The 21419-nt window shown below is 52.4% G+C and carries 12 protein-coding genes; all 12 read right to left on the bottom strand.

The genetic code is table 11. The features are described from left to right. Nucleotides 1-106 precede the first annotated feature (106 nt). The 12 genes from K2H17_RS00360 to K2H17_RS00305 all read right to left on the bottom strand — a co-directional run bounded on the left by K2H17_RS00360 (nucleotide 107) and on the right by K2H17_RS00305 (nucleotide 21098). The gene (locus K2H17_RS00360; RefSeq protein ID WP_300130074.1) at nucleotides 107-1891 is read right to left on the bottom strand and encodes a glycoside hydrolase family 2 TIM barrel-domain containing protein; all 1785 of its coding nucleotides are present in this window, start codon (nucleotides 1889-1891) and stop codon (nucleotides 107-109) included. A 26-nt stretch (nucleotides 1892-1917) separates the two neighbouring features. After that, the gene (locus tag K2H17_RS00355) at nucleotides 1918-3213 is read right to left on the bottom strand and encodes an acetylxylan esterase (RefSeq protein ID WP_300130073.1); all 1296 of its coding nucleotides are present in this window, start codon (nucleotides 3211-3213) and stop codon (nucleotides 1918-1920) included. A gap of 44 nt (nucleotides 3214-3257) precedes the next feature. Beyond that, nucleotides 3258-5309: an alpha-galactosidase gene (locus K2H17_RS00350; RefSeq protein WP_300130072.1), complete on the bottom strand. Its 2052-nt coding sequence runs from the start codon at nucleotides 5307-5309 to the stop codon at nucleotides 3258-3260. 384 nt (nucleotides 5310-5693) lie between these two features. Next, nucleotides 5694-7580, bottom strand: a complete 1887-nt coding sequence (locus K2H17_RS00345) for an FAD-dependent oxidoreductase (protein ID WP_300130075.1) — start codon at nucleotides 7578-7580, stop codon at nucleotides 5694-5696. A 2-nt stretch (nucleotides 7581-7582) separates the two neighbouring features. Further along, entirely contained in the window at nucleotides 7583-9184 is a 1602-nt protein-coding gene (locus K2H17_RS00340) for a DUF4832 domain-containing protein (RefSeq protein WP_300130071.1), read from the bottom strand. Nucleotides 9185-9206: 22 nt separating this feature from the next. Further along, nucleotides 9207-10847, bottom strand: coding sequence for a SusE domain-containing protein (locus K2H17_RS00335; RefSeq protein ID WP_300130069.1), 1641 nt, complete (start codon nucleotides 10845-10847; stop codon nucleotides 9207-9209). Nucleotides 10848-10871: 24 nt separating this feature from the next. Next, nucleotides 10872-12596 (bottom strand): RagB/SusD family nutrient uptake outer membrane protein, encoded by a 1725-nt coding sequence (locus K2H17_RS00330; protein WP_300130068.1) that lies wholly within the window; start codon nucleotides 12594-12596, stop codon nucleotides 10872-10874. Between the two features lie 7 nt (nucleotides 12597-12603). Then, nucleotides 12604-15996, bottom strand: coding sequence for a TonB-dependent receptor (locus K2H17_RS00325; RefSeq protein WP_300130067.1), 3393 nt, complete (start codon nucleotides 15994-15996; stop codon nucleotides 12604-12606). Nucleotides 15997-16066: 70 nt separating this feature from the next. Beyond that, nucleotides 16067-17596: a DUF4832 domain-containing protein gene (locus tag K2H17_RS00320; protein WP_300130066.1), complete on the bottom strand. Its 1530-nt coding sequence runs from the start codon at nucleotides 17594-17596 to the stop codon at nucleotides 16067-16069. Nucleotides 17597-17705: 109 nt separating this feature from the next. Next, complete coding sequence (locus K2H17_RS00315; RefSeq protein WP_300130065.1) at nucleotides 17706-18644, bottom strand: FecR domain-containing protein; 939 nt, start codon at nucleotides 18642-18644, stop codon at nucleotides 17706-17708. A gap of 139 nt (nucleotides 18645-18783) precedes the next feature. Beyond that, nucleotides 18784-19335 carry a sigma-70 family RNA polymerase sigma factor gene (locus tag K2H17_RS00310; protein ID WP_300130064.1) on the bottom strand — a complete coding sequence of 184 codons (552 nt, stop codon included), beginning with the start codon at nucleotides 19333-19335 and terminating at the stop codon, nucleotides 18784-18786. A gap of 221 nt (nucleotides 19336-19556) precedes the next feature. Then, nucleotides 19557-21098: a right-handed parallel beta-helix repeat-containing protein gene (locus K2H17_RS00305; RefSeq protein ID WP_300130063.1), complete on the bottom strand. Its 1542-nt coding sequence runs from the start codon at nucleotides 21096-21098 to the stop codon at nucleotides 19557-19559. Between the last annotated feature and the right edge of the window lie 321 nt (nucleotides 21099-21419).

Raw genomic sequence — 21419 nt, 5'->3', positions numbered from 1 at the left:
CGCATAGCTCGCTATGCTCCTTTCTCATTTACAACAATTTATCTAAAAGATACACCACTCAGATTTTAACTCTTGTCTTTAAACAACCTCTTATACCTCGCAGGGGCTATTGTCCGGCGCGCTTTTTGCGGTAGAAATCACGCATGATATACCAGGCTTTCTTGCGCTGTCCGCGGTCCGAGACAAGACCCTTTCGGTTCCAGCCTTCCTGATTCAACGGATGAAAGCGGAAAGGCGAACGGAAATCAAACAGAATCCAGGGAGAAACACCGGCAAGATTCGGAATATTTTCCATCATGCGCAGATTGTCTTCATAAAGACGTGCCTGATAGTCTTCGCTCCAGGAGCTGACCACATCGCGGCTCCCAGACTGTCCATACAGAGCCTCTCCGCCGAATTCTGAGATTATCAGCGGTTTGTCGGGAGTCACCTCCCACACTGATTCAGCCGGTGACAAAGGCCACGGGTGATACCAGCCCATGTATTTGTTGACAGCGACCACATCAAGGTTTTCAGTAAAGGGATCGTCCATCGTGAACAGTCGGCGGTCTTCGTCAAAACCGACAAGATCGAATGCCGCCACGTAGAGACGTGTGGTGTCAATCTCCTTGCCTGCGTCCAGAAGTGATTTCAGGAAGTCGTTGCGCTCTGCCGATGGCTTCGTCTCATTGGCCACTCCCCAGAAGCCCACTGCACAGCGGTTTTTGTCGCGGCTGATCATCTCGCGAAGCATTGCCTGGGCCTTCGAACGAGTGCTGCTGTCAGCAAAATCAATTCCCTGCCAGATGGGGATCTCCTGCCAGAGGACAATGCCCATCTTCTCGGCCATGCGCACCGTGTATTCATTCTGCGGATAATGTGCCAGGCGTATCATATTGACACCAAGCTCACTCGCCTCGTTCAGCAGCATCGTGGCATCAGCCTTGGAGAAGGCACGGCCCATCCGTTGTGGGATTTCCTCGTGAAACGAGATGCAGCGCATGAACTGAGGTTTCCCGTTGATCAGTATCTTTGTTCCGGCAACTTCTATGTTGCGGAATCCGATCTCTTCCGAAACCTTGTCTGCTCCACCTCTTACAATCACGTCGTAGAGCACGGGAGCTTCCGGAGCCCATCTTTTCAGATTTTTCACCTGAATGGAGCCTGACACACGTCCGGCGGCGTCTGTCACGGACTTAAAGCTCTTCCGCAGAGCCGGGATCTCGACCGAGATCTCAACACCTGCTTCAGGACGCGACATCCTGACATCAATATCAATCACGTCAGGACTGCCCTTGCGCAAGCGGACAAAGTAGTCTTCAACATAATTGTCGGGAACGCTAACCAGCATCACATCACGTGTGATACCTCCATAGTTCCACCAGTCGAAGGCAAGAGCCGGAATCGCATCCTTTGTACGGCGGTTGTTTGCCTCGACCACCAAGAAATTGTCGCCGTCGGTCAGGGCATCGGTGACATCGACTTCGAACGGAGTGAAACCACCCTCGTGCGAAGCGATTTTCCGCCCGTTAAGATAGACATTGCAACGATAGCTGACAGCACCGAAATAAAGGATCTGACGCTTTCCGGGCTGCGGCATGGACTCAAAATGGCGGCCATACCACACGGTGCCTTCATAATATTTCAGTTCCGGATTCTGCGAGTTCCAGTCGCCCGGCACTTCGAGACGCAGACCGCCGTCAAAAGAATATTCATAGAAATCTGTCCGGCCTTCCGGAGAGCGGTTTTCATAGACTTTCATCCGGTCGCCCTGATCATAGAGATCAACGATCGCATCCCAGCGACCATTGAGCAGACGGTAGTCACGCCCGTAGACGTTAGTCATCAGCGAAGCCGAAGCTGAAAAACACAGAGCCACAAGGGCAAGCAGAAAAAACGGGATTCTTTTCATGGTGTCACACATTTGTTGTCTTCAAATCAGTTTGAACCGCACTTCCTGAGAAAATCCATCACCCAGTTCCAGGCCGCCGCCCCCTGCTCTGCGTAGGCATAATGAGCGGTAGTTTCCGCGATGCGGAGTTCTTTGGGAGCATCAATGACATTATAGACCGACATTGTAGTTGTCGGCGGACAGACCATGTCATTGTAGCCGAAAGTATAGAAACCGGGGACATTCACCTCGCGAGCGAAACTCGACACGTCGAAATAGGCCAGAGTGTTAAGAATCTGCGGTGTGTGGAACTTCTTGTCTTTGAGAGTATGCGGCCATCCGCCGGCACGTCCGGCCGTGTAACCGGCCATGTCGCTCATGGCAGGATAATACGATACAAGACCTTTGACGCGCTTGTCGAGACCGGCGATAATGATCGACAGTCCTCCACCCTGACTGCCCCCGAAAGTGGCGAGGCAGCCGTTGTATTCCGGAAGCTGTTCGATAAAGTCAATCCCGCGCACACAACCGGTGAAAATCCGCTTGTAGTAATAGCGGTCACGGTCCTCCATGTTGAACGAGTGATAGCGTTTCAGCGCTCCGTTGTAAAGCCCCGCATACACCTCGGCAGGCTGGTTGACCGGAATGCCATGCACTCCGACCTCAAGCACGATAAATCCCTTTTCAGCATGGGTTATATCGCCGTTATATCCGCGCACACCGGCTCCCGGAAGTTTCAGCACAGCCGGATAGCGCCCTTCGGCGGCAGGCATCGAAAGAATTCCATACATTCTTGAACCCCAGTCATTGTTGATCCAGGAAACATGATATACCTTAACTTTCGAGGTGCAGCGTTCAGGCATCAGAGTCATCATTGGCTCAAGATCCCATTTGCGGGCATCGGCAACCGCCTTTTCCCAGAAATCTTTGAAATCAGCAGGCTGCCGGGTCACCGGAAGAAGCGCTTCAGGCGCAAACCCGACGGTGCCCATCCCTTCATAATCTCGTCCGTCTTTTTTCATGCTGACACGGCAACGCAGAAAACCGGGCTGCTTCATGGTACCGCCTTCGATGGTCCCACGGCCATTTTTCAGTTTCACTTTTCCGCTCTTGTGAGGAGTCATCATATCCTCGCTTATGTCATAGCTCAGCTCGATGTCACCCTCAGGCACGTCACATCTGAAAAGATTGACACTGAATTTCACCTTTTCGCCGGGCTTGCGGTTCCACTGTCCGTCCTCCGGATAGACCGAGAGTTTGTAGAGACGCTCCGCAGGCTGCGAACTTGCACAAAATGCGACAAAGACAAAGCTGATAATGAATATTATTCGTTTAAGGTACATGGCAGAATTTTTTATCGTATATGGTATGTTCGTTTACGTAAAGATCAATGTTTTTCCTTATATCTGTACATCACAAAATCATTCGGTTTATCAATGGCGATCTCAATCGAGCCGTTGCGACCGGCCCTGAGAGTCTGCTTCACTCCATTGCCGATGACAGGTGTGAGCTCAACCTCACAACCGTCGGCAAACCAGGTGTCAATCGCGCCAACCGACTGCTGATTGTCTTCACGATAGATCAACAGATAGCCCTCTCCGTCAGGCAGCAACGACTGGAAGCCGGTCCATGAACGGCCCGACGGCTCATCGCCTACCGGCAGAATGGTCCCGCGGTGGAAGTCATGCTGCACCGAGCGGTAAGCCTCGATCAAAGGCCTGATTCCGAAAGCCTCCTCAGGCAGATTGGAGGCCTCCATCCATGCCAGAGGCTGACCGGCCATTGTGACTGCAAACACATAGGAAAAATCATAGCGCGACGGTGCGAAGACATCACCTTCATATTTGGCCTCGTTGCGCCACTTGTTGAGGAATTCGATCTGAAGACGTTCGGCGGGTACATAGCGTGAAAGCATCCACAGATTTCTCAGCGTCCAGTAAGGATAATAATTTCCCCAGTCCGTATAGCGGTTTTCAAGGAAGATGTTTCCGTATTCATTGAAAAAGTGATAGCCTCCGCGGCGGCTGGCCGTAGCATCGAGATTGAACATGACCTCATTGTCTGTCCCGGCAAGCACCCGGTCAAAAAGTTTCCGCAGATTCTCCTCTCCGGATTTCGAACTGACGGTCAGGCCGTCGATCTTGAACATTCTGATTCCATAGTCTTTCCAGAGGCCTATGATTGTCGCCGCATCCTTTTCCCAGTCGGCAAAATCGTTCTGCACACTCGGATTGAACCACAGGCCAATCTTGATGCCCAATTCGCGGCCACGGTCGACAATCGGTTTCAGTCCGCGCGGATATTTCTCCGGATCAGGGGTCCAATAGGACGCATTGGCATATATATCCTTGAACGAGCCGCCGGCCGATGCCGAATTCGGGCTCTTGCCAGCCTGCCATCCGTCGTCAATCTGAAAAAGAGTGATTCCAAGAAGGGCGGCCTTGTCGAGTTCGGCCAGACAGAACGCCTCGTTGACTTTTGCATCCTGCGAGCGGTCGCCCCAGGTGTTCATCATCACCATTTCGTCGCGGCCTGGATCAAGCACCCGACACTGTTTCTGATAGGCTCTCAAGGCACTGAGTGCTGACAGTTCATCCTCTCCGAAAGTGCAGAGAACCGACCCGTAGGTACTTGTCCACTTCTCCGGGCCGACATCCTTGTCATCCACTCCGAGGCCTGTCACCATGAACGATCCGAAATCGCTGATGAAATCGCCCCCTTTGTATGCGAGCTGTACGCCCGAACAAGGAGCCTCTTTCAGAAAGACGAAACCGCCTCCGTTATCGCCGTCGGTCACGGTCAGGATGTTGCCGCGGTAATTCGTCTTGCGATATGAGATAAAATCCCGCTCATCGACAAGATTGTTGTTCCAGTCGGTTATATCACGAAACTCCACTGCACGGCCATGCCAGTGCTGTCCGGGAAGAGCCAGACGGTCAAGGACGGCTGTCACCGGCTTCAGTTTCATGTCTCCGGAATGCTCTATATTGCTGCGGTCGGCCTCGCTGACCTCCTTCTCGGCGACTCCGCTCAGAGTTCCGCGAAGACGGGTGTCGACGGCTATGGCGGGCACCCCTTCATAGAGGCGGTAGGAGCGTTCGACCTCCAGATCGCCGAGACGGTAGCTTACAGTGGTCACCAGCCGATCGGGACGGATGCCGTCACCGGCCACTTCTTCCACCCGGATCTTCCCGCCGGAAGGAACAGCGCGGTTCACCACAAAGTCCGCATTTCCGGCGGATGATGTCCAGCTCTTGCCGGAAAGTTTATCGGTCACACGGCAGGTGATAAGATGACCGTCGTTCCAGAGATAGACACGCTCGATACGGCTGTTGCCCATCTTCAGAGTGTCACCTGACAGTCGTGAATAACACTCCCCTGCTGCGGCTCCGAAGGCCGCAGTCAGAAGAAGCGAAATAGTCAGCAGTCTTGTTTTCATTGATATCTGATACTTGGAAAACTGTTAGAGGGTGTTGGTACTTGACAAGAGGATCTTCCTCTTAGAGGGTGTTTCATAACAAGAGTTAAAATCTGAGCGAAAGTTTTGAGGTGTATATGACTCTGAATCGAAGGAGCATAGCGAGCTATGTGACTGAGATGAAGAGTCATAGGCGCCCAAAACTTTCACAGGCGATGGTATTATATTTTCTTTTTTAATAATTTCATGTCTGAGACTTTTTAAAGTTACCTGAGCCTTGGTGTCTCTTTTGCTAAATTGTTGAAATTCGTCAGTCACATAACTCGCTATGCTCCTTCCTCATTTACAACAATTTATCTAAAAGATACACCACTCAGATTTTAACTATTGTTATGAAATACCCTCTTATTCTTTCAGCATGCGTGGCACATCAAGCAACTCGTTGGGCAGGTTGAACTTCTGGTTGTCAGGCAGAGTGTCGGCAGGTTTTCCGGCCCCCTCCTTCATCATTGCCTTCAGTTCGTCGAGATGGTCCTGATATACTCCGCGGGGAGTCACACCATGTCTGTGACACAATGAAGCCGCCATCCCGACCACTTCGCCCATCATTCCGGTGGTACGCATCACCCGGACCGTACCCAAAGCCACATGGGTCACGCTTATATTGCGTCCGGCCATGAAAAGGTTGTCTATATTGCGCGAATAGAGACAGCGGTAGGGAACCGCATAGGGATGGATGAACACATGGTTCGTGGCCGCCTTGAACTCTCTGCCGGGAAATTTCTCACTGTTCTGAGGATCGGGGAAATGCAGGTCAAGGCTCCAGGTGGTGGTGAATGAGGCGTCTTCGTGGAACACGTTCTTGTCTATGTCGTCCTGCTTGAGCACATAGTCGCCCAACAGACGGCGGGACTCACGCTTGCCGGAAATATATCCGACCCATTCAAGACTCCGTGTGCGATACTTTCCGTTGTCCTTAAGATGATTTTTAAGATGGCTCCAGTTGGAATAGATCACCAGCAGGCCATAGTCGCGCACAGCCTCAGCCTCAGTGATCTGATTGCGGTTCATGCCTGTCTCCCACTTCCATTCTCCCATCGTGACACGCTCGCAGTTGTCATCGTCGAATTCAACACCATAGCTGAACTCCGGGAAACGCGACGGTTTACCGCCGTCCTTCGTGTACCACTGGATGGAGACTCCCATTGTCAGCGAATCAGCCGCTTCAGGAGCCAAGGGTTCGTCATATTCACTCCGCGACTCGCGTCCCATAGCGTAATCGGCACCTGCAAGATAACCGACAGAGCCGTCGCCCGTGCAATCGCTGAAAAGCGGCGCCTTGAGCACTATCTCGTTGTTCTCTTCCGTATGGCGCACGGTCACTGACCCGATATGGCTACCGTCGCAGCCGACGGCCACGGCCCGATAGCAGGGATACAGTGTCACCCCCGGTTCCGCCGCAATGAAAGAATCCTTCTTTTCATCCTCATAATACTCTCCGGGCTTGGCATTTCCGGCCCGTGAATGGCCGAACTCGCGGATCATGCGGCCCAGTCCCTCGTTCGGGCCAAGCTCGGCATGACCGCCGAGGTGGACTCTGACCTCCGAACTGTTGTTTCCTCCGAGCACCGGACGATCATTGACAAGAGCCACCTGCATACCGCCGCGGGCCGCGGCGACTGCCGCACACATCCCGGCGATACCTCCGCCGACCACCACAAGATCGTAGCTTCTGACCTCAGGTTCCACACCCTCAAGTCCCAGAGCCTTCCGGCGCATTGACTCAAGAGCCGGTCCACCGTCGGGCAGAGTGACATCACTCTCCGTGGTCAGATAGACGGCATCGCAGCGGCCGTTGAATCCCGTCAGGTCATGAAGCGCGATTTCACGGCGCCCGGCCTGAAGTCTGACTTTTCCGGCACATTGCCATTCCCATCTGTCACCTGTGGCTCCGAGCATTTCCGGCAACTGCTTGCCGCCGACCTTGATCCGGAACTTTCCCGGACCCTCCCCCTTGCACCAGGGGGAGGTCCAGTTGAAAGTACGCACATAGACCGTATAGAGACCACTTTCCGGAATCTCCACCTCCGTCATGGCGTCAGCGACAGGAATTCCCATCCCGTGGGCCATAAGATAGGAAGATCCCATCTGGTCCATGAACTGCTGGTCGACCACCCATCCTCCCTTGTCAGAGAAAGATTCGGTCTCGATCCACAGATCTGCCGCCACGGCGCTGAGGGAAGAGGCCAGCAGGGCCGCTCCACATGCAAGATATTTTTTCGCTACGTTCATCATCAGTTGACGTTGACAGTGGTGAGTTGCAGCCAGCCTTCAGGCGTGATGCCTTCCTTGGCTGAAATATGCAGACCGATCTCATTGTCTTTCGTTGTGTCGACAAGGCCGACAGCCCACTCGTATTCACCCTTGGCCACACCGCCGAGGCTGAAACGCGACTCATAAGTCGAAGGCTTGCCCTTGATCCAGTCGTTGAGACAGGGACCTTCGTCGACATAAACTTTCACAGGACGGAGAGTCGCTTTGTCAAGCAGAGCGAAAGCCACTTTATATTTCTGGTTCCACTGCGGGATGTTTGTCGGGCAGTAGCCCCATCCGAGATTGCACCAGCGGTGGGTGATTATCACATTGCCTGATGAAGAGACGCTGACCGGCACCGAAACCTTGTCGGGGTAGAGACGGTAGCCTCCCTCGGCAATGAATTCCGTCACAAGGTCATAGGCTTCGTTGAACCATGACCAAGTCTCGCCTTCGGTCAGAGAGCTGCCATAGCGGAAGTCCATCATGTTGACATTGGCACCCTTGCCTTCATAATATTCGCCCTTGCGGACATCGGCATAGTCGGCATAGCCGTCACCCTTGATCGAACCGCCGTGGGAGGTCTTCACCCAGCCGCCTTCCATGATGATCGGACGCTTGTAGCGGTGAGCGGCGGCAAAATTGCGTTCCCAGTCACTGTAATAGCTCTTCATGCCGAAAGCATCGTTGCGCAGAGAGAATCCCTTGTCGACTGCCATTTCAATCAGTCGCTCGGTCAGGGCGCTGACATTGTCGGTATATGAGGCGGTTGCAAGCAACGCGCGGTGGTAGTTGATGAAACAGGGCACACGCTTGAACTCATTCATATAGAGATCCGTGATCCAGTTGGCGACACTCTCGCGGGGATCATTGTTGCCAGTCGAATAGATGACGGTGTGCGATTCGCCCCATTTGCCCAGACCGGTACCGCTCATGAACATGGTGACGTCAGGATCGTCATACTTGGCGGCAAAGTCATGGATGAACTTTGCGAATTTTTCCTGAAACACAGGATCATCGGGATAAGGCGACCACACCTGCACGGAACCGGTTGTGGTGACATAGCCCTGCGCTCCCGCCTGACGTACATATTCAGGCGAGAAATTGGCATGCTTGTCCTGACTGTCACAGATAAAGCTGAAAGCGAGCATCATATTGCGTTCCTTGGCTCCTTTGACAAGCATCTTGAAACGCCGGGCCTCCACGGTGTTGCAGTCGTCATCCCAGGCATATTTTCCCTCTTCAGGGTTGAAATAAGTCCAGGCGGCACGGATGAAAAGCACATTTGAATAATCCGACACATTGATGATGCCTGCCGATGACTGCATCCGGTCATAATCGGCCCAGAATGTATCTTTCAGTCCGTCGCCAAGTCCGGTATACATCACCCAGCCGGTCAGTGGATTGCGGAGCATCTTATAACGTTCGGGCTTGACGGACACGACTTCGTTGCCTGCGATATCCCATCTGTTGGCACCGCTTTCGGGAGCATCGTCATCCGAACAAGAGGCATTTGCGAAGGCCATTGCCGCTGTGAGAAGCAAGCCGGAAGCCTTGCTCAGTATATTGCTGTTGATAAACATGATTTTCTCGATTCTTTAAGAGTTACTTATAATCAAATATCACGGTCAGTTTCTCGATGTCGACACAAACGTAGTTACAGTTTTCAGGCACGCAGAAGTAAGCATAGCGGTTGTCTGACTGTCCGGCTACGAGAGTCTGCATCTCTCCGTTGCTCACTGAAAGGTAGCCGCGTTTGGAGTTGCGCTTCGCATCGGCGGTCGAGCCGAAAGCATAGACATTGTTCTCGATGCTCGAAACAAGGAAGTTGAGAGCGCCTGTGGCAGTGACTTTCGACCAGTCGTCGGTCGAGGTGCCGCGCGGAATCACAGAACCGTGGTAAACGAACACGTTCGGATTGGCAAGCGACTGTTTGAGCTTATATTTCTCCTCGAATCCGGCCTTAAGACCTGCGTCGTGGGCTGCGTCGTTGAATCCGCCCCACATCCACAGTTCGGTGACTTCCTGATAATAGGGATTGATTCCGTCAACCGTATTGTTGTAGGAGACAACCTTGTTCTTAAGATCCGTATCGGGAGAGTAGATGGTCACAGTGCGGTTTTCGAGATCCACAACCACTCGGTAGATGCCGGCGGCAGGAATTTCCCAGTAGGAAGCGCCGACACCGCTTTCAGTAGCTGTCTGCGTGAAGTCATGAGCCTGACCGTCATGGATGTCATGATCGCCTGCTTCTTTCGGGACAATCGAGATTGCTGTCGCGTCGTTGAACTCGATAGGCAGATAAAGCTTACCGGCCTGAAGCTGTCCGCGCCATGCGTAGAGCTGATCGTTTTCGAGAGTACGGGCCACTTCGATGTCAGCACCGCCGGTAGCCGAGCCTGCCATCAACAGACGGTCGAGTTCAATAACGCTGCCTGCGGGAACGATCTTGACAGTATGGTTGATGAGGTTTACAGTAACGCGATAGTTTTCCTCCTCTGTGATGATCCAGCTGTGGGCTTCCGAAGCATCGACCATCACTGCCTCCATTTCGTCAGACTCGATCGGACAGTCAGCCCGGAGGGGAGACAGAGCATTGCTTTCATCCGCATAGCTTACAGGGAAATTCACCGAACCGGCTGACAGTTTGCCGTTCCATGTGTAGACCAGAGGATTGGCAGCCGAACTTACAAGCTCGATCGGCTTATCGCCGACAGCCGAACCACCGATATAGAGATGGTCAGCCAGATACTGCTTCGGACCATAGGTCTTTACAAGCACTTTTGCAGTGGCGATATCGGGAACCACCACGCGCGGACCCTCGAAAGAGGCTGTGACTGACAGATTGAGCGTACAGAGAGTGCTTGTAAGCTGACCGAAACGTCCGGTCAGCAGCTCCTGAAGCTCGCGGTTAGTGTACTGGCGGCGGAAAATACCGTCATCTTCATACTCCTTGACAGCCGCGGTGCTGCCGTCGACTCCAAGTTCATACTGATAGGTAGTGATATAGTCATATCCGTAGTCATGGGCGGCATTCCATTCAAGAGTGAGCGCCACAGCGTCGGGATTGCTTTCGTCAAGCACGACATATTCACTCGACGGCTCCAGCCGGATGACTGACAGATTGCGCGAATATGTGTTGTCGATGTCATCGTCGTCACAAGCAGTGAAGGCTCCGACGGCGAGCATGACTGCCGCCACTTTCAGGCAGCGTTTTGCCATATTGTCGATAAGATGAGTTTTCATTTTACAATAGATTTAGGATGCTGATTAGTAGCCGGGGTTATTGCCGAGATTCGGACACAGCTGCAAGTCGTGTGTCGGGATAGGCCACAGATACTGGCGGTCAGGGAACACTCGCTTCGCACCGAGCGCTATGAGACCGGCATTGTAGAGCGAAGAGAAATCGACAAGGCCGTCTTCATCAATCTGGGGAGTCATGCTCCAGAACCAGAGTCCGGTCTTGACCACCTTCGACAGCAGTTCGTCAGGCTGAAGGTTGATATAGTTGTAACCGTTGAGGGCTTTCGATGCGAGCTTCCAGCGGATAAGGTCCTGATAACGCAGACCCTCGTTGGCAAGTTCCATGCGGCGCTCGATACGCAGAGTCTTGCGCATCTGCTCCTGACTTCCGAGTTCTACGGCAGGATAGAGCGAGGTGTTCGATGCTGGCACACCATAGGCTCTCGCACGGACTGCATTGATGGCATCGGTCACGCTCTCGTCAATCTCGCCAAGCTCGATCTTGGCCTCGGCATACATCAGCAGCACATCGGCATAGCGCATCATCAGATAGTCGCGTTCGACTTTCTTGCCGTTCTGAGTCCAGGAAATATCAATACCTTTCTTCCAGACAAGCCCGTTGTAGGAGGCATAGGTGTTGACGATACGGGTGTCCTGGTTTGACTGCATCACGCCTGTCGTCGTGTTGAGCACCTGAGTGACAGCCGGGCTGGGATCATAGATGAATCCGCAGTGTTCGGTGCCGAACTCGACAATTGTCATCGTGCAGCGCGGATCGCGGTTGGCGAAGGGATTGAGCGGATTGAAGAGGGGCGATTCGTCGATCGGCAGACCGTCGGTGCAGAGATAGCTTGCAAAAAGATCCCAGGAGGGATTGTCCGAGCCATAGCCTCCGGCATTGCGAGGAAGACCGTTGTTGACAAACCATGCGTCAAGAACCACATCCTCGGCAATCGAGCGGGGAATCGCAAAGACCTTTTCAGGAATCTGTCTGGTGCTCTGAAGGAAGATGTTGGCATAGTTGGGTTCGAGCGAATAGACTCCGAGGTCCATGCAGTCCTTGGCAGCCTTGGCAGCAAGCTCATAATCACCGAAATAGAGGGCATAGCGGGCTTTCATTGCCATAGCGGCACCCTTGGTCACGTGCTCGTTGCCGGTATAGCTCACGGGGAGATATTCGATAGCCTTGTCAAAATCCTTGTACATCTCCTCAATGACTTCGGCTTTCGGACGGCGGCCCATCTTCTCGGCCTCGGTGATAGTGGCTGTACCGGTCATGTAGGGGACATCGCCGAAAAAGAACACCAGGTCTCCGTATTTGCAGGCACGGCAGAAATAAGCCTCTCCGACAAAACGGTTCAGAGTGGTCGGCTCGACGTTTCCGACGGCCTTGTGGTAGTTGTTGAGCAGGGAATTGGCGCGGGCTACCAGCTTATAGCTCTGCTGCCATAGAGAATAGACCTCAAACTGCTGACCGTTCATCGTACCGTCGAGCACTGTGCCGTTGCTGTTCGGATTGCGGTTCTGCTGTCGGTAGGTGAAATTGTCGGTCCACTGCTCGGCGCTTTCCAGCGGAGTGTTCCAGTAGCCGAGAATATAGAATTCGTTTGTGGCCATTTCAAGTTCGGCCTCGGTTGAATACCAGGACTCACTGCTGCCCTGTGTACGCGGCTCCATATCCATGCTTTCGCAGGACGCGAGAAGCATTGCCAGGCCGGTGAGAGCGTATGCTGATTTCTTTATATTTTTCATCGTTATATCAGAATTTCAAGTTAAGACCTACAATAAGCGAGGTTGTGATCGGATAGGCATTGACTCCCATTTCAGGGTCCCAGCCCTTGGGATAATTGTCGATCGAGAAGAGATCCGATGCGCTGAAGTAGACACGGGCTTTCTCTATGCTGGCCTTGCGGGTCCATGCCGCCGGGAATGTATAGCCGAGTGTCACGTTTTTCATTCGGAAATAGCGGCCATTGAAGATCCAGAAATCAGAAACCGCATAGTTGTTGCTCTTGGTGGTGTTGGTCAGTCGCGGATATCTGACACGGAGGTTTTCGGCATCAGTGTTGAAGACACTCCAGTAGTTGCCGTCGATGATGGCGGGAATGTTGCCGTAGCTGTCGCGGAGAGGCTCGACCATCGCACGGTCATAATAGGCGTTCTGCTTGCCTATTCCCTGGAAGGCCATCGAGAGGTCAATACCTTTCCATGCGGCATTGATGGTGCCGCCATACTGGAAGCGGGGAAGCGAGTTGCCAAGCGGCACACGGTCATATTCCGATGAGATTATGCCGTCAGGCACTCCGTCAGGACCGGAGATGTCACGGTATTTCAGGTCACCGACTGTCACCGTCGAGCTTGTGCGGGCCGAGTTGTTGACCTCGTCCTGTGTCTGATAGATGCCGTCGCAGATGTAGCCGTACCAGGTGTTGAAAAGCTCGCCTGCACGTTTGAGTTTCCCGTCTTTGACTACGTCGGAATTGTTCATGTAGTCGATTTTGGAGATGAAATCCGAAAGATTGAGCGAGATGCCGTAGGAGACTTCGCCGATACGGTCGTTCCAGCTGAGTTCAAGATCATAGCCGTGGGTCGACATCTTTCCGGCATTGGTTTGCGGATCGGCATATCCCATTGTATAAGGGATCTGGATTGCAAGAAGCATGTCGGAGGTTGTCTTCCAGTAATAGTCAGCTCCCAGGCGCAGACGGCTGTTGAAAAAGTAGGCGTCAAGACCGAGGTCGGTCGAGGTTGTGGTTTCCCAGGTGATATCCTCGACAGCCAGTGTGCGGATAGCGGCGGTTTTGTCTGAGACAACCTCTCCGTTGTTGTTATAGAAGTGGGCGTCGCCGAAGGTGATGAGAGATACGTATGGGAAGTAGCTGTTGCCGATACGCTCGTTGCCTAACTTGCCCCACGAACCGCGGAGTTTGAGGAAGGAAAGGACATCTCCTCCGACCCCTTCCATGAATTTTTCCTTTGTGATGACCCATCCGGCCGAGAAGGAGGGGAAGGTGCCCCAGCGGTAGTTGTGGGCGAAACGTGAGGAGCCGTCACGGCGCACGTTGGCCTGAAGCAGATAGCGGTCGTCAAACGAGTAGATGACACGTCCGAACAATGAGTTTGAAGTGTAGCGTGTACCTGTGCCGCTGTTGGTCTGGAATTCCTCAGGACCTACGTCAAGATAGGGGTATTTGGTCAATATATACTGGTCGCGGGCGGCGGTCAGTTCCTCGGTGCTCTTGATGTAATTTTCATAACCGGCCATCAGAGTCAGATCATGCTTGCCGAAACGGCGCATATAGTTGGCGATGACCTGTGAGGTAATGTTCCAGTTTTCTTTGCGTGTCTCCGAGAGCTTGTTTGTCGCATAGGACACGCCTCCGCCTTCCATCCAGCCGCCGAAGATTGTCGGATCGTCTTTCAGCACATAGCTGACGGCCTTTTTGAACTTTTTGTTCTTGGAGTAATTGATAAACGGCGAGACAATACCCTGGATCTGGAGACCTTCGATGGGCTTGATGGTCAGCGAGGCTTTACCACCGGCCTGAGTGCTTCGGGCCACACCGTTGCCTCCCTGTGTGAGCAGTCCGTAAGGATTGGCGCCTGATTTTCCGTCGGCCAGACCGCCGTTTTCCCACACAGCCGGATAGATGGCCGGCATCTTGCGCATTCCGTCAAAGGGATCATAGATTGTCGATTCGCTCTTTGCGTTTCTGATGTTGACGTCAAGACTGGCGCTGATATACTTGTTGAAAGTGAAATCGTTGTTGCTGCGGAACATGAAGCGGTGGAAACCACGTCCGTCATACAGACCGTCAACCTCATCATAGGAAAGCGAGGCCTGCGACCTCACTGACTTGTTGCCTCCTGAGAGAGACACTGTGTGGGTCATGCGCGGAGCCGAGCTTTTCAGCATCATGCCCTTCCAGTCGGTGATAGGATAGTTGTCAGGATCGGTCGCATTGTTGCTCACCCAGTTCTTGACCTGATCGGAGGTGTAGAGCTGGAAAAAGCCTGCCGAGGGGTTGTCATTGTAAAGAAGCTCGTTGCTCATTTCAAGATAACGGGTCACTCCGACCATCGATGGCTGACGGGTCGGGATTTCCCAGCCGAATTCGCCGTTATATGACAGGCTCAGCGAGGATTCGTTGCCGCGTTTGGTCGTGATGAGGATCACACCGGCTGCGGCCCTCGAACCGTAGATCGAAGCGGCTGCCGCATCTTTAAGCACCGATACGCTTTCAACGTCATTGGCGTTGACATAATCTATATTGTCACACTGCACACCGTCGACGATGATCAGCGGGTTGGAATCGCCGATGGTCGTCACACCGCGCACATGCATCGAACTTGCGGATGCGCCGGGCGCATTGTTGTCGCGGCGGACCATGAGGCCTGAGACAGAGCCTTGAAGCGCGGTGGATAGTGTGGTGGTTTTCTTGCTTGCGAGATCATCGCCTTTGACAGAGGCCACCGCGCCGGTCAGGTCCTTTTTCTTTACGGCGCCGTAGCCGATGACCACAACCTCGTCCAGAGTGTTGTTGCTGTCGGTCATGTCGATGGTCATTTCATCGGAGTTGATGTTGACCTCATAGGGATTGTAGCCTATATAGGATACGATCAGTTTCTGTCCTTTGTTTGCCTTGATGCTGAAACGTCCGTCAAGGTCGGTGCTGACAATCTCGTTGGAGTCTTTGAGTTTGACGGTGGCGCCGATCATCGGCTCTCCGTTTTCATCGACGATCACACCGGTCACAGTCTTGTTGTTTTCATTGCCTTTACCGGTTTTGGCTGATGCCGAAATGGTCACCTGACGTCCGGAGATCTTGTAGTCAAGACCGGTGCTGCTGCAAAGTTCTGAAAGGATCTTGTCCATTTTCTTGTCTTTGAGCGTGATGTTGACCGGCGACGAGAGTTTCTTCTCCACGCCTTCACCGTAGAGAAAGACATAGTCACTGTGGCTCTCGATGTACTTGAGCACATCCTTGACAGTTGTGTCAGTTGCTTTCACGGTATAAAGTCCTGTCGTGTTGTCCTGTGTCATGACCGTCGCTCCTTGGATCGCTGACGGTGCCAGAGCCACAAGACCCATCACACACAGCGATCCCAGCCGGGAACGCCATTGCTGATAATGCGATGTTGGTTTCATCATAAGGGTTGTGTTAATGACAGTTATTGATTTATAGTTACTTTTTTTGATTGTTTTCCACTTGAGGTTCTTATTATTCTATTGTGATCTTACCTGCTGGCAGCCAGCCGTCAGCCATGAGGGCCGGATCCACGGCCATTTCAAGTCCGGGTCTGTTGCCTGCGGTCACATCGACCAGCGCCACGGCCCATGTGTATGTTCCGGGGGCGATTCCCTTGAGGCTCACGGTCGTCTCATAGGCGCCGGGGCTTTCCCGAAGCCACTTTGAAAGATCGCTCTTTTTCTCGGCCACTGACATTACCGGCTTACCAGATGCGTCAAGCAGAGCAATGCCTACTTTATATTTCTGATTCCATTGCGGAATGTTGGTCGGACAATATCCCCAGCCCATATTGTGCCACACGGTCGAGACTTTGGCCTTGGAACCGCTTCTGGCCTTAACCGGTGCGGAGACTGAGGCGGGATAGAGCCTGTAACCGCCCTCGGCCACAAATTTCTTCACCAGAGGGAAAGCGTCTTCAAACCATGAACGGGTCTCGTCGTTGATACGGAAATCCATCATGTTCACACGGGCTTCCGCCGAGGCGTCAAACTCACCCTTGCGGACATCCTCGGCATGGCCTTCACGATAGAGCCCTGAAGGATCGCGCCAGTAACGGTGATGAGCGCCGGTGATCCAGCCCCCTTCCATGATTATCGGTCGACGGAAATTCCATTTGCGGGCCATGGCCTTTTCCCAGTCCTGATAGTAGCCGTGCATTCCGAATGCGTCATGACGCAGAGAAAATCCGCGATTGATCGCGCGTGAGATCAGCTTTTCGGCATCGGCGGGCACACTCCCCCATCCGTCATCATCCGGATCGCCGAGCATCCGGTGATAATGAAGCACCATCGGCACTTTCCTGAAGCAGGATGTGGCCAGATCTATCGCCCAGTTGAAGACCCGCTCCTTGTTGCTGTTGTCCTTATAGATCATGGAATGCGATTCGCCCCACTTGCCAAGCGAGTAAGCGTCGATAAACTCGACTTTCGATGGATCATCGAAGTGTGCGGCGAAGGCTTTGAAAAATTTCGCATATTTTTCCTGAAACACAGGATCGTCAGGATAGGGCGACAGGTTCTTGCCCGGTGCCTTGGGATCGTAATAGCCCTCGGCTCCGGCATCAAATACATATTGCGGGGTGTTCTGTCCCTGGTCACGTCCGTCAATGACAATCCGGAAGGCAATGCGCAGTCCTCGGTCGTTGACACTGCGTATCAGTCTCATCAGCCGCGAGTCAGGATCGTCCCAGGCATAGCGGCCCTCCTCAGGCTCGAATGACACCCAACTGGTGCGGACATAGGCGCACGACGCATAGTCCGACACTCTGACCGGCTCATCCTCTCCACAGGCTTTCATGCGGTCATATCCCTTTTCCTCCCAGAAATTTTCGTCCCAGGTGCGGCCCAGATACATCACCCATCCCTGAAGCGGATTGCGGATGACACGGGTGCTGTCCGGTACAAACGTCACTGTCTCCCCCTCTGCTGTCAGGCCTCCCAGTACGAGAGCCAATAACATCAGAACAGAGACAAAGCGCTGGTCAATACGTCTATTCATCATAATTGATTATATTTAAGGTATTGCGGTTTAGACATGGGTGTGGCCGTCAGAGTCACCCTGGAGTGATTCCGATAAGCAATAAGAGGAGAGAAATATGGAATTCTAAATTTTATTTCATGGTACCGCTTTTCATGGTAAGGCGGTTTCCTTCTCTTTCAACTTTCATCGGCACAATCTCGCTGATCGCCGACATAACCTGATCTACACTGTCTCTCAGATCCAGCTTTCCGTAGACCTTCACATCCGAAAGCCCTCTGTCACAGACAATTTCAAGCCCGTAGTGATCGCTCAGACGCGTTGCGAGGCTCGACAGGGTCTCTCCGCGCAAAGCCAGCAGTCCCTTGGTCCAGGCAGTATAGTCGCCGGTATCGACCTGCCGGAGTGATGCGATCTCGCCGTTGACAAGATCAACCATATCGCTGGGTTTCAGTCTGACACTGAGATCACGGTCTGTCGTGACTTCGACCGATCCTTCGACAAGAACCACCGAAGCTGTCGAGTCGCTGCTGTTGCATATATTGAACACAGTGCCGAGCACTCTGACATCGAAGCCGTCAGACTCCACTACAAACGGATGCTCGCGGTCTTTGCTCACTTCGAGATATACCTCGCCGTTGACAAAGATCCTGCGCTCGCTGCCCTCGAAACGATCCGGATAGAGCACACGGCTACGAGCATTGGCTACAAGGCGCGTACCGTCGGAAAGACGCATTTCAACTCTCTTGCCGGGGGCGACAATGAGTTCATTGTAGCCCGCCTCGCGCACCTCGGCCATAGTCGAAGCCGAGAGTTCAATTTCCTGAGGAACTATAAAATTCAACGCCAGAACCACAAGCACAGCCACACATGCAGCCGCCGAAATCACCGACCAGACAACACGGCGGGTCCTGCGCATCTTCTCCATCTTCTCACGCATGATCTTCTCGCGGACGAGATTTTTGATGCGCGTGTTGTCGACGGGTTCCAGACGGCAGGCACCGAGAATGGTCTCCAGCCGACGGTCATCGGCTGTGAGTTTCGGATTGGTATTCTGTTCTTGCTTGTTCATTGTCTGTTGTGCCGTTTCTATTAATAATGACGCAGAAACGGAAAAATTCTTTAGGTCGTTTTCTTATTTTTTTATCAAATTTTCTCACCCGCCGCCAATCAGCTGGTTTTCAGCGCTTGTTTAAAGTAAAAAACAGATTTCAATCAGGAGGCGGTTCCCGTCGGCGCAATTTCTTCTTGAGCGCATCCATCGCGAATCCGACATGATAGTTGATCGTGGCGACCGAAATTTCCAGCATCTGCGATATCTCCTTATATGGCAGACAGTCGATTTTGGCCAGAAAAAACACATGGCGGCATTTGGGAGGCAGTTCTTCGATAGCCCGGTTCAGCTCTTCGATCTCCTCGCGCGAGATCAGGTCGGAATCCGGCGCCGAGACAGGCGAGACGGTGAAATTCTCCACCTCGTCAAGCGGTACGGCTGATGGAGTGCTGCTTTCATGACGCAGACAGGAGACTGCCTTGCGATAGGTCACAGTACGCAGCCAGGCTTCCATCGACTCTATCTCAAGTATGGTCTTGCGCCCTTTCCAGACTTCGAAAAACACATCGCTGACCACTTCCTCGGCACTTTCCTTGCTCCCTACTATCCCGTAGGCATAGTGAAAGAGCGCCGATGAATAGTGATCCATAAACGCGTCAAAAGCCATCTCGTCACCTTTTGCGATCCGATATATGATATTGGCCTCCATGGTAAAAAAACAGGTCTGCGTAATTTAGGCTGTGCTATTCTATGGTTAAATGGATTCTTATTGCAAATTTATCCATATTACAGTTAACATGGCTAAAAAATCATGAAAAATTTTCGCCAATTAACAATTGTAAAGACAGTAGACGGGAGGCGCCATCACCGGCGTCTCCCGTCCTGATAGTGTGATTCTCAAACCTGAATAATGAGCTTACTTTACCTGATTTATCTTATTACCTTAAAAATTGCATCTGCTGCCTGTATAATATACAGCCCGTTGACAAGGCTACTGAGATCTATTTCATCAGACTTGGCTGTCTTCACCAAAGCGCCGTTTACGTTATAGACACTGACACTGCCGTTGAAACCGTCCACTGCATAAAGTCCTGCGCCGAGGCTGACAAGTACGGCTCTGTCGCGGCTGATGGTGACATCGGCTATGCCAGTGGTCAGCGATTCCTTCTTGGCGGCATAAGCGCCGGGGGTGACTTCGCCCTGACGGAGATTGCCAAGCTGGTCTACGCTAAAATCAAGACCTGAGGGAAGACCCCATTCTGCGACTGCCGCTGCGACCTCCGCGCCTGTTGCACCGGCATAGAACCGGACAGGCTTGATCACATTGTCTCGGTCAAGCGTATTGCTGCCGAAAATAGCGCTGTATGTGCAGGCATCGCCATGCTCATCGCTATCCTGCCAGGGAAGTTCATTGCTGACAGCACCAATGACATTGCCCACAAAGTTATAGCCCCCTGAAACGAATGCAAAGGACTCGCTGGCCACATCGCCCTTGAACTTGACGGCTGCGACAGCGTCGTCGCTTGTTATGATCGAGTTGGCGAGATTCAGATGGGCGCTTTGGGTCGATACGATCTGCGCGTCATCTGCCGCAGAGGTCACATTGCCGGCTATTGTCGAATTGACAATCCGCACCTGACGCGGATGAGAGGTATCATAGCCTGTGAAATATATCGCAGCACCATCGCTCACGGCGCTGTTGCCTGTGATTGTCGAGTTCACGATATTCAACGAGTTGCCATGTCCCATGAAAATAGCGCCGCCGAAACCATGATAGTTCTTGTTGTTCTTGATCACGCAGTTTTCAAATGTGGTAATGCCTTTGTTGGCTTTATCGCTGAAAATACGGATCGCACCGCCTTTGTAATTAGCGGAATTATTATAAAACATGCAGTCTGCAAACTTCACCGTACTGCGATAGAGATAAGCCGCTGCACCTCCGTGCGAGCCTTGCGCCCAGTTGTTGTAGAAGCGGCAGTTTTTAACCAGGACATCTCCACTGTTGTCAACAGCAAAGGCTCCCATGTTGGTGGCATCGGCATCAGCCTGTGTATAAACACATGTGAAATCTATGTTTTCGACTGTGATCGCATTTTTGCTGTCGCCGTTAACGGTGTTGGCCTGAAAACGGATCAGTCGGTTTGCATCAGCGGCGTCAGGATTGTTGTTGCCGTTCTTGTCGCCCGAAAACACTGTCCGCTCTCCGTCGGCATTACCGATGAGTGTGGCACCGGTTGCAGTCTTGAATATTACCGTACCGCCAGACAGATCGTAGAGTCCGCCTTCAAAATTATAGACATCTCCGTTGACGTTTGCAGCAGCCTTTGCTCGGAACTCTTCCACGCCGAAAGCATTTTCCCACGAAGAACCGTCTTTCGAACCTGCACCCGAAGGGCTGACATAATAAATTGTTGCAAAGGCAGGCGCTGAAGCCATGACCGACATAGAGAGGAGTAAAGTTTTTAGTTTCATAGCTGATGTGAGGATTTAGTTTTGGTGATATTAGAGGTCGTTGTTTAAGGTAACATTGCAACCGTGTCCGGTTCTTCTTTACGTTACTATAGTCTATGACGCAACCGAAAAAAATATCTTTAGGTCTGTCGGCAATTTTTTTCGATCTTTTTTCATCTTTTTTTTCAGCCGTCGCAACAGCAGGCAAAAAACAATCCTATGCCTGCAACCTTAATATTATTATCCACAGTATTATTATCCACCTTTACTACTGGTGCGATAAAAATCGCGTTAGTTTAGAAATCATCAAATAAAGAGAGTTCTTTGACATTTTGGTCTGAA

Origin of the sequence: Duncaniella sp. (assembly GCF_029054785.1) — a bacterium.
GTDB lineage: Bacteria > Bacteroidota > Bacteroidia > Bacteroidales > Muribaculaceae > Duncaniella.
This window is presented reverse-complemented; position numbering and strand designations above follow the sequence as displayed.